At 70.0% G+C, this 24113-nt stretch carries 19 protein-coding genes; 6 read left to right on the forward strand and 13 right to left on the reverse strand.

All coding sequences use genetic code 11. From position 1 onward, the window contains the following. Positions 1 to 183 precede the first annotated feature (183 nt). From D457_RS0125430 to D457_RS0125455, 6 genes are all read right to left on the reverse strand, one after another. Positions 184 to 1287 carry a PP2C family protein-serine/threonine phosphatase gene (locus D457_RS0125430; protein ID WP_017583500.1) on the reverse strand — a complete coding sequence of 368 codons (1104 nt, stop codon included), beginning with the start codon at positions 1285 to 1287 and terminating at the stop codon, positions 184 to 186. Between the two features lie 504 nt (positions 1288 to 1791). Further along, positions 1792 to 2259 carry a ribose-5-phosphate isomerase gene (locus D457_RS0125435; protein ID WP_017583501.1) on the reverse strand — a complete coding sequence of 156 codons (468 nt, stop codon included), beginning with the start codon at positions 2257 to 2259 and terminating at the stop codon, positions 1792 to 1794. Between the two features lie 100 nt (positions 2260 to 2359). Beyond that, positions 2360 to 2506 (reverse strand): hypothetical protein, encoded by a 147-nt coding sequence (locus D457_RS36535; RefSeq protein WP_017583502.1) that lies wholly within the window; start codon positions 2504 to 2506, stop codon positions 2360 to 2362. A gap of 126 nt (positions 2507 to 2632) precedes the next feature. Then, positions 2633 to 4054, reverse strand: a complete 1422-nt coding sequence (locus D457_RS0125445; RefSeq protein ID WP_017583503.1) for an aldehyde dehydrogenase family protein — start codon at positions 4052 to 4054, stop codon at positions 2633 to 2635. 146 nt (positions 4055 to 4200) lie between these two features. Then, positions 4201 to 4356, reverse strand: a complete 156-nt coding sequence (locus D457_RS36540; RefSeq protein ID WP_017583504.1) for a hypothetical protein — start codon at positions 4354 to 4356, stop codon at positions 4201 to 4203. Between the two features lie 27 nt (positions 4357 to 4383). Beyond that, positions 4384 to 5019, reverse strand: a complete 636-nt coding sequence (locus D457_RS0125455; RefSeq protein WP_017583505.1) for a mycothiol-dependent nitroreductase Rv2466c family protein — start codon at positions 5017 to 5019, stop codon at positions 4384 to 4386. A 237-nt stretch (positions 5020 to 5256) separates the two neighbouring features. Between D457_RS0125455 and pepN the strand changes: the two genes are divergently transcribed. Beyond that, the gene (pepN, locus tag D457_RS0125460; RefSeq protein WP_017583506.1) at positions 5257 to 7800 is read left to right on the forward strand and encodes an aminopeptidase N; all 2544 of its coding nucleotides are present in this window, start codon (positions 5257 to 5259) and stop codon (positions 7798 to 7800) included. Positions 7801 to 8069: 269 nt separating this feature from the next. Here the strand turns inward: pepN and malQ are convergent, their stop codons facing one another. After that, positions 8070 to 10103 (reverse strand): 4-alpha-glucanotransferase, encoded by a 2034-nt coding sequence (malQ, locus tag D457_RS0125465; protein WP_017583507.1) that lies wholly within the window; start codon positions 10101 to 10103, stop codon positions 8070 to 8072. A 199-nt stretch (positions 10104 to 10302) separates the two neighbouring features. Between malQ and D457_RS35085 the strand changes: the two genes are divergently transcribed. Next, the gene (locus D457_RS35085; RefSeq protein ID WP_083926860.1) at positions 10303 to 11760 is read left to right on the forward strand and encodes an MFS transporter; all 1458 of its coding nucleotides are present in this window, start codon (positions 10303 to 10305) and stop codon (positions 11758 to 11760) included. On the opposite strand, the gene D457_RS0125480 is transcribed toward D457_RS35085, so the two are convergent. After that, on the reverse strand, positions 11657 to 13096 hold the full coding sequence (locus tag D457_RS0125480) for an amidase (RefSeq protein ID WP_026117024.1): 1440 nt from the start codon (positions 13094 to 13096) through the stop codon (positions 11657 to 11659). The two genes, D457_RS35085 and D457_RS0125480, sit on opposite strands and share 104 nt — an antisense overlap. A gap of 211 nt (positions 13097 to 13307) precedes the next feature. Here D457_RS0125480 and D457_RS0125485 point away from each other — a divergent pair, with 211 nt between their 5' ends. Continuing rightward, a complete protein-coding gene (locus D457_RS0125485; RefSeq protein ID WP_017583512.1) occupies positions 13308 to 14093 on the forward strand; it encodes a nuclease-related domain-containing protein in 786 nt (261 codons plus the stop codon). 242 nt (positions 14094 to 14335) lie between these two features. After that, complete coding sequence (gene ilvD / locus D457_RS0125490) at positions 14336 to 16198, forward strand: dihydroxy-acid dehydratase (RefSeq protein WP_083926861.1); 1863 nt, start codon at positions 14336 to 14338, stop codon at positions 16196 to 16198. A gap of 13 nt (positions 16199 to 16211) precedes the next feature. Here ilvD and D457_RS0125495 read toward each other — a convergent pair whose 3' ends face one another. Both D457_RS0125495 and D457_RS0125500 read right to left on the reverse strand, forming a co-directional pair. Next, complete coding sequence (locus D457_RS0125495) at positions 16212 to 16418, reverse strand: FmdB family zinc ribbon protein (RefSeq protein WP_026117025.1); 207 nt, start codon at positions 16416 to 16418, stop codon at positions 16212 to 16214. A gap of 178 nt (positions 16419 to 16596) precedes the next feature. After that, complete coding sequence (locus D457_RS0125500) at positions 16597 to 17097, reverse strand: HNH endonuclease (protein WP_017584743.1); 501 nt, start codon at positions 17095 to 17097, stop codon at positions 16597 to 16599. A 378-nt stretch (positions 17098 to 17475) separates the two neighbouring features. Here D457_RS0125500 and D457_RS0125505 point away from each other — a divergent pair, with 378 nt between their 5' ends. Both D457_RS0125505 and D457_RS0125510 read left to right on the forward strand, forming a co-directional pair. Next, on the forward strand, positions 17476 to 19569 hold the full coding sequence (locus tag D457_RS0125505; RefSeq protein ID WP_017583515.1) for a prolyl oligopeptidase family serine peptidase: 2094 nt from the start codon (positions 17476 to 17478) through the stop codon (positions 19567 to 19569). Between the two features lie 218 nt (positions 19570 to 19787). Further along, on the forward strand, positions 19788 to 20225 hold the full coding sequence (locus D457_RS0125510; protein ID WP_017583516.1) for a thioesterase family protein: 438 nt from the start codon (positions 19788 to 19790) through the stop codon (positions 20223 to 20225). Between the two features lie 268 nt (positions 20226 to 20493). Here the strand turns inward: D457_RS0125510 and D457_RS0125515 are convergent, their stop codons facing one another. The 3 genes from D457_RS0125515 to ettA all read right to left on the reverse strand — a co-directional run bounded on the left by D457_RS0125515 (position 20494) and on the right by ettA (position 23890). After that, positions 20494 to 21045, reverse strand: coding sequence for a globin (locus D457_RS0125515; RefSeq protein ID WP_017583517.1), 552 nt, complete (start codon positions 21043 to 21045; stop codon positions 20494 to 20496). A 228-nt stretch (positions 21046 to 21273) separates the two neighbouring features. Beyond that, positions 21274 to 22038, reverse strand: a complete 765-nt coding sequence (locus D457_RS0125520; RefSeq protein WP_039831904.1) for an arginase family protein — start codon at positions 22036 to 22038, stop codon at positions 21274 to 21276. 187 nt (positions 22039 to 22225) lie between these two features. Then, complete coding sequence (gene ettA / locus D457_RS0125525) at positions 22226 to 23890, reverse strand: energy-dependent translational throttle protein EttA (protein WP_017583519.1); 1665 nt, start codon at positions 23888 to 23890, stop codon at positions 22226 to 22228. Positions 23891 to 24113 lie beyond the last annotated feature (223 nt).

The raw sequence follows: 24113 nt of genomic DNA on the forward strand, positions 1-24113 counted from the left end.
CCGGCCCCTCGTCACTGGTGTGGTGGGCCGTGCGGGCGTCGGCGCCCAGGGGGCGGAGAGGGCGGGCACGGCGGTCCGGGGACGGGTACGAAGAGCCTCGTACCGGGGTCGGGGAACATGTCGACCCTACCGTCAGGAACGGCGGGGCGGCCCACCCCCTGCCGGTGGCGGAGCGGCTCGGGGTCAGGTGCGCCAGAGGACCACGAGGGCGCAGTCGTCGTTCTTGTCCTTGCTGAGGGTGTCCACGACCTCGCCCGCGCCGGTGGCGAAACCCTGGGTGACCAGCGTGTCGGCGGCGCCCAGGAGGCGGTCGATGCCCGCGTCCAGGTCCTCGCCGGGGGTCTCGATGAGGCCGTCGGTGCAGAGCATGATGGCGTCGCCGGGGCGCAGTTTGCCCTCGACTGAGGTGTAGGTCATCTCCGGGATGACGCCCAGGACCACGCCCTTGGCCTCGGTGGTGCTCCACACACCGCTGCCGCTGTCGTAGTGCAGGGCGGGCGGGTGTCCGGCGGAGGCGACCTGGTACTCGCCGGTGTCGGTGTCCACGCTCAGGTGGACGGCGGTCACGAAACCCTCGCCACCGCTGTTGCGCATCAGGTAATCGTTGCAGTGGGCGAGGAAGTCGCGGGCGGGCACCGCCCCGATCAGTCCGCTGAAGGCACCGGAGAGCATCAGGGCGCGGGTCCCGGCGTCCACTCCCTTGCCGGAGACGTCGACGACGGCGATGTCGAGCCGGTTCTGGCGCCGTATGGAGACGACGAAGTCTCCGCCGAAGGAGGAGCCGCCCGCCTGGCGCAGGACGGCGGTGCGCCCCCAGCCGGAGGGGACCTTGGGAAGTTTCCCCTGGTCCCGCAGGCGGTCACGCAGATCCAGCAGCATCATCTCGCCGCTCAGGCCCTGGACGCCAAGGCGTTCACGCACCCCGGAGAGCAGGTAGGACAGGACCCCGGTGATACCGATGGTGACCAGCAGACCCGGGCCGACCTGGCCGAAGCCGAGCCGGAAGGCCAGGACCAGGAGAACAGCGGCGACCACGCCGAGCAGGAAGGCCAGGCTCTTGCGTTTGAGCAGCAGTCCGCCGGCCAGCACGGTGAGGATGACGGAGCTGGGCGGGAACCACGCGGTGGGCCCCCAGCCAGCGCCCACACCGATCCCCACTGCGATGGCGACGAGGGTGATCAGGACGAGCCGGTAGCGGAACAGCACCTTGCGCCGGAGCACCGCGACGATCCGCTGCACAGTGGATCGCAGCCATCGGGTGGTCTTGGCGGTCGGTGTGGCGTTCATCAGTCCTCAAGGCTCGGCACACCCGCTCTGGCCGCGGGTGTGTTGCTGGTCGTCGTACGGCACACCGGTGCGGTCACGGTCGCGTCGGGGCCTGGTCTGGCGTCGGCGGGCCTGGGCGGTGTGGGGGCACGGCCCGGATCGTGGTGGCTGGGTCCGCCTGGGGCGGGCACCGCTGCATCGAAGACAACGCCGTGTCGCGGACGACCACGGCCCGCCGCTGTGCACGAACTGTAGCGCCTGCTCTACGGCTGTGGCACGTACCACCAGCGGCGTTCCACCCCATAACCCCGGGTTTGGGTTCCGCCTAAACCCGGCTGCGCGGGGATGGAGCCGCGCACCCGACCAGGTTCCCACAACGCCCCCGGCGAGGACAGGCCCCCAGCCCTCGAAGTGCGAACGCCCCCGTGCACCGGACTGGATTCCAGCGGGCGCACGGGGGCGGACATCCGGCCCGCCCAGGACCGGGGTCCGGGGCGGGGCGCGGGCCGAAGATGACTGACTGGGTTACGGAAGCGGGGGGAGCTCGCCGGTCTGCTCGTAGTCGCCGAGCATGGCGATGCGGCGGGTGTGCCGCTCCTCGTCGCTGTACGGGGTGGCGAGGAAGAGCTCGACGAACCGGGTGGCCTCCGCCAGGGAGTGCATCCGACCGCCGATGCCGAGCACGTTGGCGTCGTTGTGCTCGCGCGCCAGCTTGGCGGTGTCCTCGCTCCAAGCCAGGGCCGCACGGACGCCCTTGACCTTGTTGGCCGCGATCTGCTCCCCGTTGCCGGAGCCGCCGATCACGATCCCCAGGGACCCCGGGTCCTTGGCGACGCCCTCGGCGGCGCGCAGGACGAAGGGAGGGTAGTCGTCGACCGCGTCGTAGACGGCCGGACCGGCGTCGACGACCTCGTGGCCGTTCTCCTTCAGCCAGGAGACGAGGTGTTCTTTGAGCTCGAAGCCCGCATGATCTGATCCAAGGTAAACACGCACGTCACCAGTGTGACAGCTCCCGGGCACAGACGACGCCGCGCCCCACCCGGTCGGTGGACCGGAAGGGGCGCGGCGTTCGTCGTGTGGGTTGCCGAGCTGGTCAGGCGCCAGCGGCGGCAGCGGCGACGCTCAGACCGAGGACGGCGAAGCCCGCCATCGAGAGGATCGCGATCAGGTTGTACACGAGGATCGACTTGAGGTCCTTACTGAGGGGACCTGCCTTGGAGACCGCGGGCTTGTTGCTCAACTCACACCTCGTTTGGGTTCGACCAGGGGATGACCACTCGGAATTTTTCCACACCGCACAACGCGCGCGTCACCGGGTCCGATTCCGGTGAAACGTGCTATGTGACCGTGATAACGAGCACACCGGTCACATCTGTACGGCTTTGACCTCGCAGAACTCCTCCAGGCCGGGCAGCCCCCACTCCCGGCCGTTACCGGAGCGCTTGTATCCCCCGAAGGGAGCGCGGGGGTTCAGGGCGCCGCCGTTGAGCTCGACCTGACCGGCTCGCAGTCGGCGGGCGACGGCCAGCCCCTCGTCGGGGTCGCCCGACCACACGGCGGCGTTGAGCCCGTAGACGGTGTCGTTGGCGATCTCGACCGCCTCCTCGACCGTGTCGTAGGCGATGAGGGCGAGCACCGGCCCGAAGATCTCCTCCTGGGCGATACGCATGTCGTTGCGCACGTCGGCGAAGACGGTCGGGCTCACGTAGTAGCCGCTGTCCCGTCCCTCGACCGGCGCGGAACCACCGGTGACCAGGCGGGCGCCCTCCTCGACACCGAGGTCGACGTAGGAGCGGACCTTGTCCAGCTGGGCGGCGGAGACCAACGGGCCCATCCGGGTGCCCTCGTCCGCGGGGTCGCCGGGGGCGTACTTGGCGGCGGCGGCCGCGGCCAGCTCCACGGCTTCGTCGTAGGAGTCGCGGTGCACGAGCATGCGGGTGAGCGCGTTGCAGCTCTGCCCGGTGTTGCGCATGACGTCGGCGACACCGCGCTTGACGGCCTTGGTCAGGTCCGCGCCGGGCAGGATGACGTTCGGTGACTTGCCGCCCAGTTCCAGGGCGACCCGCTTGACCGTCTCGGCGGCGACCTGGGACACCCGGGTCCCGGCGCGGGTGGAACCGGTGAAGGAGACCATGTCGACCTTCGGGTGGGCGGCGATCGCCTCACCCACCACCGGGCCGGTGCCCGAGACCAGGTTGAACACGCCCGCGGGCAGCCCCGCCTCGTCGAGGACCTCCGCCAGCGAGTAGGCGCTCAGCGGCGCGACCTCGCTCGGTTTGAGGACCACGGTGTTGCCCGCGAGCAGGGCCGGGACGACCTTGAGGACGATCTGGTGCAGCGGGTAGTTCCACGGGGTGATCGCGCCGACCACGCCGATCGGCTCGTGCACGACGAGGGAGTTGCCCACCTCCTCACCGGTGAAGTAGCGCTCCCCGTGCTCCTCCACCAGGTCGATGTAGGTCCTGAACATGAGGGAGGGCAGCCCGGCCTGCACCTTGGCGGCGAAGGTGGCGGGGGCGCCGATGTCGCGGGTGAGCACGTCGGCGATGTCGCCGAGCCGCGCGTTGAACAGCTCCAGCGCCTTGGCCAGGTGGGTGACGCGCTGGCCCGGGGTAAGCGCGGACCAGGCGGGGAAGGCGGCGGCCGCGGCGGCGGCCGCGGCGTCGACGTCGGCAGTGGCACCCGCCGGGACGGTGTCGATGACCTGCTCGGTCGCCGGATTGACCACGTCAAGGGCTTCGTCGGAGGCGGAGTCGCACCAGGCGCCGTCGATGTAGAGGGATCGCATGGACCCCACTGTCGCAGAACGTGATTCGGGTTGGCCAGAGCGGGGACGTACCGGGGACGTGTCCGGGGCCGGTACCCGTGCTTTGACGGATACCGGCCCCGGACGGAACCCTCGGCGGGTCGGACCTCGTGTCGGAAGGACGGCGGTCAGCCCCAGTGCGGGGGACGGTCGGAGATCAGCCGCGCGGTGGAGTCCTCGTCGCTGTCGCCCCAGCCCTCAGAGCGCTCGTCGCTCGTGGTGTCGGGCAGCAGATCGAGGTCGTCGAGGAAGGTGGCGCGGCGGTCGTCGTCAGGCCCTGGCATGGGTTCTCCCGGGTAGCGGGTCGGTGATCAGTCGAAGATGGGGTCGCGAGTGCGGGTGCGCTTGAGCTCGAAGAACCCGTCGGTGCCGGCGACCAGACGCACGCCGTCCCACAGCTTCCCGGCGTCCTCGCCGCGCGGGATGGGGGTGACGACCGGCCCGAAGAACGAGGCGCCCTCCACCTGGACGACGGGGGTGCCGACGTCCTCGCCCACCAGCTTCATCGCCTCGGCGTGCGAGGCGCGCAGGGCCTCATCGTATTCGGTGGAGTCGGCGGCCTCCGCCAGGTCCGCCGGCAGGCCGGCGTCGGCCAGCGCGGCACGGACGGTGTCCAGGGTGCGCGGCTCGGCGTTGTTGTGGAAGCGGGTGCCCAGGGCGGTGTAGAGACCGCCGAGGACCTCGGGGCCGAAACGCTGTTCGGCCGCGATGCACACGCGTACCGCCTGCCAGGAGCTGGCGATCGACCGCTCGTACTCCTCAGGCAGGTCGCGGCCCTCGTTGAGCACTCCCAGGCTCATCACGTGCCAGCTCACGCTGACGTTCCGGACCTTCTCCACCTCCAGCAGCCAACGGGAGGTGATCCAGGCCCAGGGGCAGGCCGGGTCGAACCACATGTCGGCGTAGGTGGTCTGCTGCTCGCCCGGCTGTGCGGGGGAAAGAGGCATCGCTGCTCCTCGTCTGGGACGGTCGAAGTCCGGGGCGGGGCACGGCGGGGACCGGCGCCCCTGCACCCCAGGGCGTCAACCATGGCGATCGGTTGCGCATTCCACCCCGGCGCGTGGCAGGATCGAGGCGACTACACAGACCTCCGGCCCGACGGCGCCCACCCAGACGGCGGGCTCGCCGTGGTCGACAGACGATTTTCCGGCCGGCGAAGACGGCGGCCGTGAAGGGAGCGTGGCGTGGCAGGGAACCTGACACGGGACGAGGCCAAGGAGCGGGCGCGCATTCTCAGCGTCGACTCCTACGCCGTGGAGCTGGACCTGACCACCGGGGACGAGACCTTCCGGTCCACCACCGTGGTGCGTTTTTCCAGCACGGAGCCGGGCGCGCGGACCTTCGTCGACCTGGCCGCGCCGCGCATCCGCAGCGCCGTGCTCAACGGCCGCGAACTGGACCCGGCCGAACTGTTCGACGGTGAGCGGCTCGTCCTCCCCGATGTGGCCGCCGAGAACGAGCTGACGGTGGTCGCCGACGCCGCCTACATGCGCACCGGCGAGGGCCTGCACCGGTTCGTGGACCCGGTCGACGGGTCGGTGTACCTGTACAGCCAGTTCGAGACGGCTGACGCGCACCGCATGTTCACGTGCTTCGACCAGCCCGACCTCAAGGCCACGTTCGAGCTGACCGTGTACGCGCCCCCGTCGTGGGAGGTCGTGTCCAACAGCGCCCCGGATGTGGAGCGCGAGGCGGCAGGCGAGGAGCGGGTGCGCTGGCACTTCCCAGCCACGCAGGTGATGTCCACCTACATCACCGCCCTGATCGCCGGGCCCTACCACGTGGTCCGCGACGAGCACGACGGCATCCCGCTGGGCCTGTACTGCCGCGCCTCGCTGGCCGAGCACCTGGACTCGGACGCGCTGTTCGAGGTCACCAAGCAGGGCTTCGACTTCTTCCACGGCCTGTTCGACCTGCGTTACCCGTTCGGCAAGTACGACCAGCTGTTCGTGCCCGAGTTCAACGCGGGCGCCATGGAGAACGCCGGGGCGGTGACGTTCCTGGAGGACTACGTCTTCCGCTCCCGCGTCACCGACGCCCGCTACGAGCGCCGCGCCGAGACCATCCTGCACGAGATGGCGCACATGTGGTTCGGCGACCTGGTCACCATGCGTTGGTGGGACGACCTGTGGCTGAACGAGTCGTTCGCGACCTACGCCAGCGTGTACTGCCAGGTCAACGCCACCCAGTGGTCCGACGCCTGGACGACCTTCGCCAACGTGGAGAAGGCCTGGGCGCTGCGCCAGGACCAGCTGCCCTCCACCCACCCGATCGCCGCCGACATGGTCGACATCCAGGCGGTCGAGGTCAACTTCGACGGCATCACCTACGCCAAGGGCGCCTCGGTGCTCAAGCAGCTGGCCGCGTACGTGGGTGTGGACGCGTTCTTCGCGGGTGTGCGCGCCTACTTCAAGGAGAACGCGTTCGGCAACACCGAGTTGAAGGACCTCCTCAAGCACCTGGAGGCCGCTTCCGGCCGCGACCTGTCCGGCTGGTCCAAGGAGTGGCTGGAGACCACGGGCGTCAACACCATGCGTCCGGAGTTCGAGGTGGACGCGGACGGTAACTTCACGTCCTTCGCCATCCTCCAGGAGGCCGACCCCGAGCACCCGACGCTGCGTTCGCACCGTCTGGCCGTGGGTCTGTACGACCGCACCGAGGACGGCATCGTGCGCCGCGAGCGCGTGGAGCTGGACGTGAGCGGTGCCCGCACCGAGATCACCGAGCTGGTCGGCAAGGCCCAGCCGGACCTGGTGCTCATCAACGACGACGACCTCACCTTCACCAAGATCCGGCTGGACGAGCGCTCCCTGCGCACCGTGGTGGAGGGCGCCGGTGAGATCCGCGAGTCGCTGCCGCGCGCGCTGGCCTTCAGCGCCGCCTGGGACATGACCCGTGACGGCGAGATGGCCGCCCGGGACTACGTCGCCCTGGTGATCTCCGGAATCAGCGGCGTCAACGACGTCACGGTCGCCCAGACCCTGCTCCGCCAGGCCTCGGGTGCGTTGTTCAACTACGCCGACCCGGCCTGGCGCCCGTTCGGTTTCGAGCAGCTCGCCGACCGCCTGAGCGCCCTGCTCTCGGCCGCCGAGCCCGGCAGCGACCTGCAGCTGGCCTATGTCAACGCCCTGGCGGACGCCGCCGTGACCGACGCCCACCTGTCGCTGCTGCGCGGCCTGCTGGACGGCGCGATCACCGTGGACGGTCTGGAGATCGACACCGATCTGCGCTGGACCCTGCTGCGCCGTCTGGTCGCCGCGGGCAAGGCCGGGGAGACGGAGATCGCCGCCGAGCTGGAGGCCGACCCGACCGCCACCGGACAGCGCAACGCCGCCGGTGCCCGGGCGGCGATCCCCACGGCAGAGGCCAAGGAGACCGCCTGGGAGCGAATCGTGGGCGGCGACCTCGCCAACGCCGAGTTCCGCGCCACCCTGCTGGGCTTCACCGAGCCGCGTCAGGCGGAGCTGTACCGCCCCTACCTGGAGCGCTACTTCGCCCAGCTCGCCCCGGCCTGGGACAAGTGGACGGGTGAGTTCGCGCAGACCTTCGCCGAGGTGGTCTACCCCAGCCAGCTGGTGGAGGAGGCGACTCTGGAGCGCACGGACGCCTACATCGCCGAGAACTCCCCGGCCCCGGCGCTGTACCGCCTGCTGATCGAGGGTCGGGCCGGGGTGGAGCGCGCCCTGCGTGCCCGGGCCAAGGACATCGCCGCCGGCCAGGAGAGCTGATCCGGCCGGTCCGCGGTCGGCCCACGGGCTGAGGTGACCGGCTGAGCTGACCGCACGGAGCCGCACGGCCCCGGGGAGAACACTCCCCGGGGCCGTTCCACTGCGCCCGACATACTGGCCGCCATCCACCGGGCCTTCGAAAACCCCAAACCCCCGATGATCTTGCTACCAGGAGCAAGTTCGGCGCCGAACTTGCTCCTGGTAGCAAGATCATCCCCAGAGAAGAGGACCGCCCCTTCCCGGCGGCCCTGGGAACCCGGAGAGCGCTCTCACATGTTCCGGCTCTGGCCTCCGATCGGGCCCAGGGTACGGCGAATCCGGGCGACCATCCTCGGGTCGGCCAGGAGTTCGTCCACCAGGACCGGTTCGCCCTCGCTGCTGGTGAGCGGGATCCGCCAGTTCGGGTACTCGGTGCTGGTACCCGGCTGGTTCTGCATGCGCCGCTCCCCCACCACATCGGTGAGCGCCACCCCCAGCATCCGGGCCGGGGTGGCCGCCAGGTAGGCGTGCATCGCGGCGACCACGGCGGCCGGGTCGCCCACCGGGTCGGCGTCCTCCTCCAGTAGTCCCAGGTACACCAACAGTGCGCACCACTGGGCCACTCTGGCCTCGGAGTCGGCCAGTTCCTCCGCCACCGGGCGGTTGAGCAGGCCCAGGCGGTCGCGTAGTTCGACGTGCTCGGCGGACAGGTACGACGCCACCGGTGGCAGGTCATGTGTGGCCACGGTGGCCAGGCAGTCCCGGCGCCACTGGTCCGGGGTGAGCGGGTCGCCCTCCGCGTCGTTCTCGAACCACAGCACGGAGGTACCGAAGATCCCCCGGTCGGCGAGGTGCTCACGGACCCACGGTTCAACGGTCCCCAGGTCCTCCCCGACGATCACCGCGTCGGCGTGGTGGGCCGCCAGCGCCAGGGTGCCCACCATGCCCTCGTGGTCGAAGCGCAGATAGGTGCCCTGGTCGGCGCTGGCGCCCTCGGGGACGCACCACAGCCGGAACATGCCCATGACGTGGTCCATCCGCAGGCCGCCCGCATGGCGCAGGCTCTGGGACAGGATCTGGTGGAGCGGACCGTAGCCGAGCTGGGCCAGGCGGGTCGGGTTCCAGGGCGGCTGGCCCCAGTCCTGCCCGACCTGGTTGAACTCGTCCGGCGGGGCCCCCACGTGCAGACCGGGCACGAGTGCGTCACCGTACATCCAGGCGTCCGCGCCGCCCGCCTGCACTCCGATGGCCAGGTCGTGCACGATGCCGACACTCATACCGCTGTTGAGAGCGCTCTCCTGGGCCTGGGCGAGCTGTTCGTCCAGGATCCACTGGAGCCAGCGGTGGAACTCCACGCGCGGCCACAGGTTCAGCGCCTCCTGGCCCACCGCGAGCGCGCTGACGTCGCGCAGCCGCGCGGGCCAGGTGCGAAAGTCCGAGCCGTGCACCTCCGCCAGCGCGGACCAGGTGGCGAACTCGACCAGGGGTTGGCCCTCGCCTTCCTGGTAGCGCCGCAGGGCCGCCTCACGGCCCGGGGCGCGGGGCACCTGGAAGAGAATCTCCAGGGCGGTGCGTTTGGCCTCCCAGACGGCGTCGCGGTCCAGGAGGTCGGCGGTGCGGCCGCGTTCGCGCAGTGGCCGGGCCAGGCGCTGGATCCCTTCGCGCTGGGCCGGGTCGAGCCGCGCGTACTCGGGCACGTCCTCCACCCGGATGTAGAGCGGGCTCGCGTAGCGGCGGCTGACCGGCAGGTACGGAGAGGGCTCGACGGGGGGCAGGGGTTCGGTGGCGTGCACCGGGTTGATCAGGGTGAAGTCGGCGCCGAGGTCGCGGGCGCTCCAGTCCGCGAGTTCGGAGAGGTCGCGCAGATCGCCGGTGCCCCAGGAGGCACGGGAGCGCACGCTGTAGATCTGCGCCATCAGCCCCCACAGGCGCGGGTTCTCGCGCAGTGCGCTGGGCTCGATCCGGTCGGGGACCACCAGGAGCGGGGCGTCGTGTTCGGCCCCGTTGTCGGTCACCCTCAGGGTGTGCACGCCCAGTGGCAGGCCGGGGTCGAACGGCAGCAGTGAGCCGTCCGCGGTCTCCACGGTGCTGCGTGCGCCTTCGGGCAGCACCAGGTCCGGTGCCTTGCCCTCGCGGACCACCACCGCCGGTGGCAGCGGTCCGCGCCCCGACACTTGTGCCGGGTTCTTGGGATCCACCCCCAACGCGGACAGAACATGGCGGATCGTGTCCGGGCTGACGGGTACCTGTCGTCCCCGCCAGTCCTCGTATGTGGTCGCGACCCCGTACTGCTCGGCCGCCCGGGCCAGCTGAACGTCCCTCACAGAAACCGATCATGCCCCACAGGAACGCGCGTACACCGGAGGTCGGCCCGGCGTGGGGGGAGAAGATGCTTCCGAGGCCCTTCGAGCGGCCTCTCTCGACCTCTTGTTTCCCCTGACTTTCCGGTATCCCCACACGCCCCGGCCGTACAGCCCGCTTATCCCTTCGCGCAAAACCTGCGCGAACTGCATAATCAGAGGCGTGCTCGCGAACTACCGGCGGCTCTTCGCCGTGCCCCACGTCCTGTCCCTGTTGACCTGGTCTCTCGCTGCCAGGTTCTACACCCCGGGACTGATGATCGCGGTCACCTTCCTCGTCCAGGGCTGGACGGGTTCCTACACCCTGGCGGGCCTGGTGGCGGGCGCCTTCACGCTGGGGATGGCGCTGGTCGGTCCGTTGCGCGGGCGCATGGCCGACCGGGGCAACAGCGACCGGTTGGTGCTGGTGTGCGGCGTGGTGTTCACCGTCGGGCTGACGGCGCTGGCGTTGCTGCCCGCGTCGCTGTGGTGGGTGTCGATCCCGCTGGCCCTGGGTACCGGGCTTTTCGGTACCCCGGCCAATCAGATCGTGCGTGCGCTGTGGCCGCGGCTGACCACGGGTTCGGAGCGGCAGGCCATCTACGCGGCCGAGGCCACCACCCAGGAGCTGCTCTTCGTCTTCTCCCCGATCCTGACCGCCGGTGTCGTGGCGCTGGCCGGACCGCGCTGGGCGCTTTTGCTGCTGGGGGTTCTGGGGCTGATGGGTGCGGTGGGGTTCGCGTTGTCGCTGCGCCGTGCGGGGGTGACCGATCCGGCCCCGGCCGAGCCCGATCAGGTCTGCGGAGCCTCGGAAGAAGGGACCGGCGCCGTCCCCTCCCGCCCCCGCCGCAGCCTGCTGTTCCACCCCGCGCTGTGCCTGGTCTTCGCGATGTGCATGATGATCGTCTCCGGTGTGGTCGGTATGGACCTGGTGATCGTCGCCTGGGCCAACGAGCTGAACGCGCCGCACTACGTGATGGTGCTGGCCTCGATCTGGGCGCTGGGGTCGCTGGTGGGCGGTGCTGTCGCCGGCTCGCTCAAGGGCACCCCCCGGGTGCCGTTGCGAGCCTTCGGGGCCGCCCTGGGCATCGCGGTGCTGGTCCCGTTCCTACCGCCAGTCAGCCATCTGCCCACCCCGCTGCTGATCACCCCGCTGCTCTTCGTCTCGGGGCTGGCGTTGGCGCCCACCCTGGCGGCGGTGATGGGCCGTCTGGGCGACACCGCCCCCGCCCACCGCAGGGCCGAGGCGTTCGGCTGGATGGCCACGGCGATGAGCACCGGCGCCGCGGTGGCCGGTCCGCTGACCGGCGCTCTGGTGGACACCAACGGGATCGCGGGTGGTGCGCTCGGTGCCGCCGGGCTGGTGCTGATGGCCGCGGTACTGAGCCTGTTCCTGCCCCGTACCAACGGGCCCGCCGCTGCCGGTGCGGGCACCGATCCCTCCGCCGCTGCGGCCAACACGATGCCCACGGTGGAGAACACGGCCCTCGGGACCGCTGGCGCCGCCCTCGAGGGAACCGCCACCGGTCCCGCTCCGGTCAGTCCTCCCAACCGGCCGGAACCCGGTGCGCCCACGGCTGGGCCCGCTCCAACTGGGCCGACAACGACAGCAGAGTCCCCTCGCCGCCCATCCGACCGGTGAGCATCGTGCCGATCGGGAGTCCGCTCGGCGACCAGTGCAGCGGGACGTTGACGGAGGGTTGTCCGGAGACGTTGTAGAGCGAGGTGAACGGGGTGAACTCGGTCATGCGCCGGAACTCCTCCTCCGGGCCGCACGAGTTGAAGTGGCCGATCTCGGCCGGGGGCTGGGCCAGGGTGGGGCTGAGCACGGCGTCGAAGCGGGCCGTGGCCGTCAGCATGGCGCGGGTGCCGCGCTGGAGGCGGGCGCTGGCGCCCACGTAGGCGGGGACCGGGGTGGTGCGGGCCCGTTCGCGCAGCCACTGGTAGATCGGGGTCAGTTCGCCCTCGCGGGCCGGGTCGATGGGTGTGGCGGAGGCGACGGCCGACCACAGGTGCTGGAAGTCGTCGGCGAAGGCGCCGCCGAAGGCGGTCTCGCCGGGGTTATCGATCTCCTCGACCTCGTGGCCCAGGTCCAGGAGCAGCTGGGTGGCCTCCTCGTAGGCGGCGAGGACGTCGGGGTGGACCGCGATGCCGGTGGAGCCGGTGTCGGCGTAGCGGCCGATGTGCAGCTTCCCGGGTTCGCGGCGGGCGTGGTCGGCGAAGGTCTGGCCGGGCGGCAGCGGCGGAGCGGTGTAGAGGTCGCCGGGCAGGTTGACCGCCATGGCGTCCAGCATCAGGGCGGCGTCCAGGACCGAGCGGGTGATGGGGCCGGCGGTGGACAGGCCGTTGAGGTCGGCGCGGTCGGGGCCGCCGGAGATACGGCCCCGCGTGGGTTTGAGTCCGAAGAGGCCGCACACGCTGGCAGGGATGCGGATGGATCCGCCGCCGTCGCTGGCCTGGGCCGCGGGGGCGAGTCCGGCGGCGACCGCGGCCGCGGCACCTCCGCTGGAGCCGCCCGGGGAGCGGGTGGTGTCCCAGGGGTTGCGGCTGGGCGGTGCGATGTCGTTCTCGGTGTAACAGGTCGCCCCGAATTCGGGGGTGTTGGTTTTGCCGAGGAAGACGGCGCCCGCTTCGCGCAGCTGGGCGACCATGGCGGAGTCGGCGGGGGCCACGAGGTCGGAGTAGACACGTGAGCCGAAAGTGACACGGACCCCGGCAAGGGTGTCCAGGTCCTTGATGGGCAGTGGGACGCCGAGGAGGGGAGGCAGTTGGTCCGGCGTGTCGCTCATCGTACGCTTCTGCGCGTTTCGGGCCTGCTCCAGAGCACTTTCCTCAACGACCGTAATGTAGGCACCGTAACGTGCGTCCAGCCTCCGAATTCGCTCGAGATAGTGCTCAGCAACCTCAACAGGTGACAGTTCACGACTGCGGATCAGCGTCGCGAGGCGGTGCGCGGGGAGATCATGAATCCGGGTCATGCCACCTGAGATTAACCGGGTAGGGCAACGGGCACCACGGCGGTGAGGCGGGACCTCTCTAGAGAGACGACGAAAAGGCAATCCTTCCCCGTTCTCGCGCCCCAAACACGTATGGACGCAAGAACACAAGGGAAGAAAAGTGTGAGAAGTAATGCACTAGGACTCAGATATGGATGGAACTAACCTGTCCGTCGTGGAATCGGCAACCAGAGTGAACGGTCGTAGCCCATCGTCCGACGGGTCGGAGCCCGAACGGCCCGAGGCCCTCTTCTTCCCCAACCAGCGCAAGGACTCCAGCACGTCAGGCGGCAGGGCCCTCTACGGAGCCCTGAAATCCAACGACGCCGCGCGCAGGTGGACCATCCGGAGCGTGGCCGCGGCGGCTGCCGCGGGAGCCTTCGGCATGCTCACCGGGGACTGGAGGGTCGGTGTCACCTTCGGACTCATCACCCTTGTCTCGGTGATGGTGTGGAACGCCCGGCGTGAGTCGGAGATCCCCCGCTGGCGCAAGCCCTCGGCCGCGCAGCGGCGCACCGAGGCCCAGCTCAAGCTCATGAAGCAGCTCGGTTACCGCGTGCTTCACGCACGCGCCGTACCCGGTGGCAACGGCCAGATCGACCACTTCATCGTGGGTCGGCGGGGCGCATTCGCCATCGACTCGGAGTCCTGGGACAAGCGTCTCCCGCTGCGCAACAAGCTGGAGAAGCTGTACCACGGTCGGTTCAGCAAGAACGAGCGGATCGACGAGGCCCTGGAGGAGGCCAAGCGCGCGGAGGAGCTCATCAGCGAGGAGCTCGGCCGTGAGATCTCGGTGCGCGCCTCCCTGGCCATCTACGGCCCGGGCATGCCCTGGGACAGCCACCGGCTTCGTGGCGTGGACATCATCACCGGAACCAAGGTCCGCAAGTGGTTGCGCAGTGGGCGCGACCGGCTGAGCGAGACCGAGATCGAGGAGATCTACCAGGCGGCGAAGAAGGCCCTGCCACCCCGTTACTGACGCGCCACCCCGTTCACCGCCCCTGCCGCACTCGGGCCCGGAACCAGCCACACCGCCGTGGCCTCCGGGCCTTACGTATGTCCGTCCAGGCCCGAAACCGCACCCGACCTCCCCGCGCGATGAGTCCCCCACCTCCACAAATCTCAACATTCGAAACGGCTGTCTCCCGGGGCGAGACCGAAGCGGTTCGCCAGGGGGACTACCATCAAGGGGAAACACCCGTAACGATGGGAGTCCACCCCATGCCCGCCCTACGCTCACGCACGGTCACCCACGGCAGGAACATGGCAGGCGCGCGCGCTCTCATGCGCGCCACCGGCGTAGAGCGCGAGGACTTCGGCAAGCCCATCGTGGCCGTGGCCAACAGCTTTACGGAGTTCGTGCCCGGACACGTGCACCTGCGCGAGGTCGCCGAGGTCGTCGCGAACGCCATCCGCCAGGCCGGTGGCGTGCCCCGCGAGTTCAACTCCATCGCCGTCGACGACGGCATCGCGATGGGCCACGGCGGCATGCTGTACTCGCTGCCCAGCCGTGAACTCATCGCCGACTCACTCGAGTACATGGTCAACGCCCACTGCGCCGACGCCCTGGTGTGCGTGTCCAACTGCGACAAGATCACCCCGGGCATGCTGCTCGCGGCGATGCGCCTCAACATCCCCACCGTGTTCGTCTCAGGCGGCCCCATGGAGGCCGGGAAGGTCACGGTGGTCGAAGGCACCGCCACCACGGTCCGCAAGCTCGACCTGATCAACCCCATGATCGCCGCGGCCGACGAGAGCGTCTCCCAGGCCGAACTCGACGAGATGGAGGAGAACGCCTGCCCGACCTGTGGTTCCTGCTCGGGCATGTTCACCGCCAACTCGATGAACTGCCTCACCGAGGCCCTGGGACTGGCCCTGCCCGGCAACGGCACGGTCCTGGCCACCCACACCGCCCGTAGGGCCCTCTACGAGGACGCCGGGCGCCTGGTCGTGGAGGCCGCCAAGCGCTACTACCAGGATGACGACGACTCGGTGCTGCCGCTGTCCATCGCCACCCCGGCCGCCTTCGGCAACGCCATGGCCCTGGACGTGGCCATGGGCGGTTCCACCAACACGATCCTGCACCTGCTGGCCACCGCTACCGAGGCCGGTGTGGACTTCGGGCTGCCCGAGATCGACGAGGTCTCCCGCCGCGTCCCGTGCCTGTGCAAGGTCGCGCCGAACACCGAGAAGTACCACATCGAGGACGTGCACCGGGCCGGCGGCATCCCCGCCATCCTGGGCGAACTGGCCCGCGGCGGCCTGCTCGACACCTCGCTTCCCACCGTGCACGGAAAAACCATCGGCGAGTTCATCGGCGAGTGGGACATCACCTCGGACACGGTGCTGCCCGAGGCTGTGGAGCTCTTCCACGCGGCCCCCGGCGGTGTGCGCACCACCAAGGCCTACTCGCAGAGCGTGCGCTGGGACACCCTGGACGCCGACCGGGAGAAGGGCTGCATCCGTTCGGTCGAGCACGCGTACACCAAGGACGGCGGCCTGGCCGTGCTGTTCGGCAACCTCGCCCCGGACGGCGCGATCGTCAAGACCGCCGGTGTGGAGGAGGAGCTGTGGACCTTCTCCGGGCCCGCCAAGGTGTTCGAGTCGCAGGACGACGCCGTGGACGGCATCCTCAACAAGCAGATCGAGCCCGGTGACGTGGTGGTCATCCGCTACGAGGGCCCCAAGGGCGGCCCCGGCATGCAGGAGATGCTCTACCCGACGAGCTTCCTCAAGGGCCGCGGTCTGGGCAAGGCCTGCGCCCTGATCACCGACGGCCGCTTCTCCGGCGGCACCTCCGGGCTGTCCATCGGCCACGCCTCCCCCGAGGCGGCCGCGGGCGGCGACATCGCCCTGGTCGAGGACGGCGACACCATCAGCATCGACATCCCGAACCGGGGCATCGTGCTGGAGGTCGCCGAGGAGGAGCTGAACACCCGCCGTGAGCGACTGCTCAAGGAGCTGGGCCGGTTCCAGCCGCGCGACCGCAAGCGCCCGGTGACCGCCGCGCTGCGCGCCTACGCGGCGATGGCCACCTCGGCCTCGACCGGCGCGGCGCGCGACGTCAGCCAGATCGAGAAGTAGGCAGGGCTGGTCCTCAGCCGCAGCAGCCGCCCCCGCAGCAGCCTCCGCCACCGGAGGGCGCGGGGGCGGCGGCGCGTCCGCCCACCGCGACGGTGGACAGCAGCCGAACGGTGTCGTCGTGCCCTTGGGGGCAATCGGCGGGAGTGTCGGACTCGGCCATGGGCCGGGAGAGCTCGAAGGTGTCGTCGCACTCGCGGCAGCGGAAGTCGTATCTGGGCATGTCTCAAGGATAGGGGCGCGCCGTGGTCCGGCTCCAGCCCGGACTCCGTCTCGGGCAAGGGGACGCACTCTGTTTCCGGGCAAGGGGACGCCCCCGGGGAGCCGAGGGGGTCGGCTCCCCGGGGGCGTGGTCCGGGCCGGGTGGGACGCCCTGGGGTTTGTCCCGGCCCCCGCTGCCGCTATGCGGCCAGGTGCGCCATGTACGGCTCCCACTGGGGGTCGCCGTGCAGGTCACCGTTGATCAACCGCCAGTGGGGGCCTTTGGGCACCTTGGGGGTGATGTGCAGCTCCCAGCCGATCTCGTCCAGGAACTTGTCCGCCTTCCGGTGGTTGCACGGCTTGCAGGCCGCGACCACGTTCTCCCACACGTGGGCACCGCCGCGGCTGCGCGGGACGACGTGGTCGATCGTCTCGGCCTTCTTCCCGCAGTAACCGCAGGTGTGCCGGTCCCGCCGCATGAGCGCCACCCGGGTGAGGGGCACTCTTCGGCTGTACGGGACGCTGATGTAGCGCCTGAGCCTGATCACCGACGGCACGTCATAGGAACGTGTCGCCGAGTGCAGCACCGCCCCCGCGCCGTCATCGTGAACGACTTCCGCCTTTTCCCGCAGAACGAGCAGAATGGCTCTGCGCAGGGGCAGTGTCGTCAGTGGTTCAAAGCTGGCGTTGAGCAGCAGCACGTGTCGGCGGGCGGTGCCTGGACCACCCTCCCGGCTGCGTCGGGCGCTCATCGCGTCGCCCCGGCGGCTGTGTTCGCCCGCCATGTCTCTTCCCCAGCCAGCCGTTCGGCCAGCCAGGAAACCTCCCTGTGCACCGACCCGAGGATCGGTGTCTCCGTACGCCTTGCCACACGGACCTCCCGGTGGTTCCCGCCGAGTTGCGTCCCGCATTCAGTTTGCTTGCTCGGACCGCTCCGGCGCCACCCCAATTTCCGTCGGGCTACCCAGAAAACACACGTTGTCGCTTTCTGGAACCCATTGTGCGTCCGGCAAACCCGGATTCATGCTCTCGCCGCGCCGAACACACACAGTGAGATAACGGTGGATAGGGTGCGAAGTATGCGCGAACTCCGCTATCCCCCGGCCACGCGGCTGGACATCCAAGAGACCCTGCACGGCCACACCGTCCGTGACCCCTACCGGTGGCTGGAGGACGCCGACTCGACGGAGACCAAGGAGTGGTCCTCCGCCCAGGACGGCCTGTACAACCAGCTGTCCGCCGACTACGAGACCCATGGTTGGTTCGCCGACCAGGTGCGCTCGCTCATGGGCGCCGGACACGTCGGAGTACCGGTCTGGCGCGGTGAGCGCCGTTTCGTCACCCGTCGCGCCCCCGGCCAGGAGCACGCGGTGCTGCACGTCCAGGACGGTGCCGGGGCCGAGCGCGTCCTGGTCGATCCCGGGGCGCTCGACCCCTCCGGCCTGACCACGCTGGACGCCTGGCGACCCTCGCCGGACGGGCGCCTGCTCGCCTACCAGCTCTCTGAGGGCGGCGACGAGGAGTCCCGCCTGCGCGTCATCGACGTGGACTCGGGCGAGCTCGTGGACGGCCCCATCGACCGCACCCGGTACAGCCCTGTGGCATGGCTGCCCGACGGCTCGGCCTTCTACTACGTGCGCCGCCTGCCCGCCGACCAGGTCCCCGACGGTGAGGAGTCCTACCACCGCAGGGTCTACCTGCACCAGCTGGGCACCCCCGACGACCAGGACGCGCTCATCTTCGGCCAGGGCCGCGTCAAGACCGAGTACTACGGGGTGAGCGTCAGCGAGAACGGCCGCTGGCTCACCCTGACCTCCGTCAAGGGCACGTCCTCGGCGACCAACGCCTGGATCGCCGACCTCGAGGAGGGGCCGCTGGAGAGCCCCCGCCTGGTCACCGTCCAGGACGGTGTGGACTCCGACCTGAGCCTCCACGTGGGCCGGGACGGCCGTCTGTACCTGTTCACCGACCGCGGGGCCCCGCGCGGGCGCCTGTGCGTCACCGACCCGACCGCCCCCGGGTACGAGAACTGGACCACCTTGGTCGCCGAGGACCCCGAGGCGGTCTTGGAGGGCCACACGCTGCTGGACGGGGCGGAGCTCGACTCCCCCGAGCTGCTCCTGGTCTGGAGCAGGCACGCGATCAGCGAGATCAGCCGCCACGACCCCGGGTCTGGCGCGCGCCTGGGCACCCTGCCGATGCCGGGCCTGGGCAGCCTCGGCGGGCTGAGCAGCCGGCCCGAGGGCGGCCACGAGGCGTGGTTCGGCTACACCGACAACACCCACCCCTCGTCCGTGTACCACTACGACGCACGCAGCGGGGAGGTGACGCCGTGGGCCAGCCCGCCCGGTGAGATCGACCTGCCCGACGTGCGCACCGAGCAGGTCGCGTTCACGTCCAAGGACGGCACCACCGTGCGCATGCTGGTGGTCTCCCCCACCGCGCCCGCAGAAGGCCCCCGGCCGACCATCCTTTACGGCTACGGGGGCTTCCAGATCTCCCTCACCCCGGGGTACTCCGCCGCGATCCTGGCGTGGGTGCGCGCCGGGGGTGTGTACGCCGTCGCGAACCTGCGCGGCGGCCTGGAAGAGGGCGAGGAATGGCACCGGGGCGGCATGCTCGCCAACAAGCAGAACGTCTTCGACGACTGCGCCGCGGCCGCCGAGCACCTGATCTCCAGCGGCACCACCAGCCCGGAGCGGCTCGCGATCATGGGCGGCAGCAACGGCGGCCTGCTGGTGGGCACCATGATCACCCAGCGGCCGGAGCTGTTCACCGCCGCGGTGTGCTCGGCCCCGCTGCTGGACATGGTGCGCTACGAGCGGTTCGGGCTGGGACAGCTGTGGAACGTGGAGTACGGCAGCGCCGAGCAGCCCGAGGAGCTGGGCTGGCTACTGGGCTACTCCCCCTACCACAACGTCCAGGCGGGCACCCGGTACCCGGCCACCCTGTTCACGGTGTTCGACAACGACACCCGGGTGGACCCGCTGCACGCCCGCAAGCTGTGCGCCGAGATGCAGCAGGCCACGTCGGCGCCGATCCAGGAGCGACCGATCCTCGTCCGGCGTGAGGCCGAGGTCGGGCACAGCTCCCGATCGGTGAGCCGCAGTGTCGCCCTGACCGCGGAGCAGCTCGCCTTCCTCGCCCACCACCTGGGGCTCTCGGTCTCCTAACCCACCCGAGCCCGTCAGCTCTCCCCGGCCCGGACCCGGGCCGGGGAGAGCAAGGACACAGGAATCGGACACCCTGCACCGGGGTCACGCGGAGGGTCCTTTGAGACAATCAAAGGATGCCAAAGGCGTGTCCGGTGCGTCGCGACAAGCGTGTGACCAAGGGATACGCCCGACCCCGGGGAGGACATCCGGGAGAACTTCGGGAGAGGATCCAGGACGTGACACAGATCGAGGCCGAGAGCCCCACCACCGCCGGGCCCCAGCGGTACGTACACCTGGCCCAGGTGCGCTACGCCGACCTTGACCCCCAGCAGCACGTCAACAACGTCCGGATGCTCACCTACCTGGAGGACGCCCGCGTCGGGTTCCTGCACTTCGGGATCGGTGACGGCCGCCCCGAGGCCTTCGGCGCGACGGTGGTGGCCCGCCAGGAGGCCGACTACGTCGCTCCGCTGCTGCCCCGCACCGACCCGGTGCGCGTGGAGCTGTGGGTGACCGAGGTCCGCAACGCCAGCTTCAGCATGTCCTACGAGATCCTCGACGACCAGCGGGTCTACCTGCGCGCGAAGACGGTCCTGGTCGGCTTCGACGTGGCGACGCAGAGCGCCCGGCGCCTCAACGACGCCGAGCGCGCGCTCCTCAACAAGTACTCCTGACACCCGCGGGGCCCTGCCCCCGCGGGCCGCGTCCCGGAGCACCGGCTCTGAGGAGACGCGGGGCCCGGCACAAGGGAGATGCTGTTGGTTAATTCCGGAGTGAGGGCTGCGTGGGGCCCCACCCAGCCCCCACCCCGGATGCCCTCTACACGAGCCTGCCGCAGAGAAGCCTCTCCATATCAGCCTCTCCGCTTCTCCGGGCCCCAGCGCTGCGGATTCGCCAACAGCATCCAGGGGAGCCCGGGCCCGCACCCGAGGGGCATGGGGGTCAGCGCTTCAGGGAGATGGTGACGGCCTCGCCGTCGTCATCGTCTCCCGACGTCCGGCTGTCGCGGCTCACCCTGCCGTCGCCGCCCACGCGCAGCGAGGTCGGCTTGGCCACCGCGGGGGGCGTGGCCTCCCCGGGAACGTTCACCATGCTGTGCGCGGCCATGACCATGTACTCCCAGAGCTGGCGCTCCAGGACCTCGTGCATGTCCAGGGAGTCCACCGCGGCGCGCATGTGCTTGAGCCACAGGTCGCGCTCGGCCGCGCCGACGCGGAACGGCACGTGTCGCATGCGCAGGCGCGGGTGACCGCGCTGCTCGTTGTAGGTGCGGGGGCCTCCCCAGTACTGGATGAGGAACAGACGCAGGCGCTCCTCGGCGGGGCCCAGGTCCTCCTCGGGGTACATGGGCCGCAGCACGGGGTCGTCGGCGACGCCCTCGTAGAAACGGCGGACCAGGAGGGTGAAGAACTCCTCACCGCCCACGGCCTCGTAGAACGTCATCTGCACGGGCTCGTCGCCCGCGCCCTGGTGGTCATCACGCGCGGAAGTCATCGGGTCCAGGGTATGCCACGTTCACGGTCCCTCTCCTGGGCCGTCCGGCAGGGAATAGTCACGGGGTCGGAGGGATTTTCCCGTCTTCGGTCCCGTCGGGTCCGGGGCTCGGTCACCCTGAGCCGCCACCCGTAAGGCCCCGGTGGCCCTGACAGCCCGGACAACCCCGACAGCTCCGGTGGCCTCAGTCACACCCGTGGTCTCGTGCACGGGTGCATCGTGCATCCCTCAGGAAATGTTGGCCAGGAGCTCAGTGAGCAGGCGGGCGCGGACACCTCCGTCGGCGTCCAGTTCCTCGTCGGCGCGCCAGGTGCAGCCCACGCTCAGGGCGACGACCCTGCCGGTGTCGAGAATCGTGCGGACAGCTGAGAACACCTCGCCGGCCCGGGGGCCGCCGTGGGTGGGGAACAGCAGGCCGGGGGCCTCGGCGGCGTCGATGACGTCCAGGTCCACGTGGAGCAGGAGGGGGCCCTCGGGGAGCGTTCCGGGTTCGATGTCGGTGACCTTGCTCTGCCGTATCGCGGAGGTGCGCAGGTACTCCTCCTCGGGCGGGTCGAGATCGCGTCCGTCCACCAGGAGCAGCCGTTCCTCCGCGATGTCCCGGAGCCCGAGCCGGTCGGTGGCCGGATCCGGCCGGTAGCCCGCGAGCACACGCAGCGGGATCCCGCCCTCGTACCCGGAGTCGCTGGTCTCCATGGTCTGGACGTCGCCGTGCGCATCGAACCAGACGACGGCCGGATCCACCCCCGCGCGCTGCACTCCAGCGGCGGTTCCGAGGGCCACCATGCAGTCGCCGGACAGCACGGTCGGGACCCGCCCGACCCAGACCTGGTCGGCCACGCGGTCGGCGACCTCCTCGTGGAGTGCCGCCATCCGGACCCACCGGTCGGCGTCCGGCAGATCCGGATGCACCGTCACCGCCCCCGCGGGTAACGGGAGCCGGAAAGCGGGCAGGTGGTCGTCCAGGTGGTAGGGCACACACAGAATCGTCATGCCAGGACCATAGTGACGGGAGTGCCTGTCAGTACAGGGTTTTTCGCACCTGAAACACCGGCGGGCACCAGATCGCCGGAGGAACGCGAAGGCCCCGCCGACCGGACGGATCCGGCCGACGGGGCCTGTCGGTGCTGCTTGGCTGCTGGGCGGTTGCTTCGCTGACCGCCTGGCCGCTGTCCGGTGACTAGTCGCGGGTCAGCTTGCGGTGGGTGACCGCGTGCGGACGCGCGGCCTCCGGGCCCAGGCGCTCGACCTTGTTCTTCTCGTAGGACTCGAAGTTGCCCTCGAACCAGAACCAGGAGGAGCCGCCCTCCCAGGCGAGGATGTGCGTGGCGACGCGGTCCAGGAACCACCGGTCGTGGGAGGTGATCACGGCGCAGCCCGGGAAGTCCAGGATGGCGTTCTCCAGCGAACCGAGGGTCTCGACGTCCAGGTCGTTGGTGGGCTCGTCCAGGAGCAGCAGGTTGCCGCCCTGCTTGAGGGTGAGCGCCAGGTTGACCCGGTTGCGCTCACCACCGGAGAGCACACCGGAGGACTTCTGCTGGTCCGAGCCCTTGAAGCCGAAGGCGGCGACGTAGGCGCGGCTGGGGATCTCGACCTTGCCGACCGTGATGAAGGACTCGCCGTCGGAGATGGTCTCCCAGACGTTCTTGGAGTCGTCGATCCGACCCCGGTACTGGTCGACGTAGGAGGTCTCGACGGTGTCACCGACGGTGATCTTGCCCTCGTCGGGGCTCTCCTCACCGACGATCATCTTGAACAGGGTCGTCTTACCGACACCGTTCGGGCCGATGATGCCGACGATGCCGTTGGGCGGCAGCGAGAAGCTGAGGTCCTCGATGAGGACGCGGTCCCCGAAGCCCTTGGTGAGGTTCTTGACCTCGACCACGGTGTTGCCCAGGCGCGGACCCGGCGGGATCTGGATCTCCTCGAAGTCCAGCTTGCGGGTCTTGTCGGCCTCGGCGGCCATCTCCTCGTAGCGGGCCAGACGCGACTTGCTCTTGGTCTGGCGGGCCTTGGCGTTGGAGCGGACCCACTCCAGCTCGTCCTTGAGGCGCTTGGCCTTCTTGACGTCCTTCTGCCCCTCGACCTTCAGGCGGGCCTGCTTGGTCTCGAGGTAGGTGCTGTAGTTGCCCTCGTAGGGGTAGAACTGGCCGCGGTCCAGCTCCAGGATCCAGGTGGCCACGTGGTCCAGGAAGTACCTGTCGTGTGTGATCGCGATGACGGTGCCCGCGTACTTGGACAGGTGCTGCTCCAACCAGTTCACGCTCTCGGCGTCCAGGTGGTTGGTGGGCTCGTCGAGCAGCAGCAGGTCGGGGGCTTCGAGCAGCAGCTTGCACAACGCCACGCGGCGCTTCTCGCCACCGGAGAGCTGGGTGACGGAGGCGTCTCCGGGCGGGCAGCGCAGGGCGTCCATGGCCTGCGCCAGCTGGCTGTCCAAATCCCAGGCGTTGCGGTGGTCGAGCTGCTCCTGGAGCTTGCCCATCTCTTCGAGCAGGTCGTCGGAGTAGTCCGTCGCCATCTGCTCGGCGATCTCGTTGAAGCGGTTCAGCATCGCCTTGGTCTCGGCGACGCCGTCCTCGACGTTCTCCAGGACTGTCTTGCTCTCGTCGAGCCGCGGTTCCTGAGCGAGCAGACCCACGGTGAACCCGGGCATGAGCCGCGCCTCACCGTTGGACGGCTGCTCGATGCCGGCCATGATCTTCAGCAGCGTCGACTTACCCGAGCCGTTCGGGCCAACGACACCGATCTTGGCTCCGGGCAGGAACGACCCCGAAACGTTGTCAAGGACGACCTTGTCGCCGTGCGCCTTGCGCACGTTTTGCATGGTGTAGATGTACTCCGGCATGCCTCCCAGCCTAGGGCGTCAGGGCGTGTGCCCAGACCTGTCGGGACTCCGAATCGTGACGATCCGCAGGAGTCCGCACCATCCCGGGTCGGGGGTCCCCGGCCAGCACCGAGCACGAACTGGCCCGGCGCAGGTGAACGATCCCGTCCCAGCGGGGTCGGCGTTGGCCGGTATCCGGTATCACGTCAGCGGTGTCGGCGGGGCGGTCAATGGCGGGCCGGAT

The sequence above is a fragment of the Nocardiopsis valliformis DSM 45023 genome, assembly GCF_000340985.1.
Lineage (GTDB): Bacteria > Actinomycetota > Actinomycetes > Streptosporangiales > Streptosporangiaceae > Nocardiopsis > Nocardiopsis exhalans.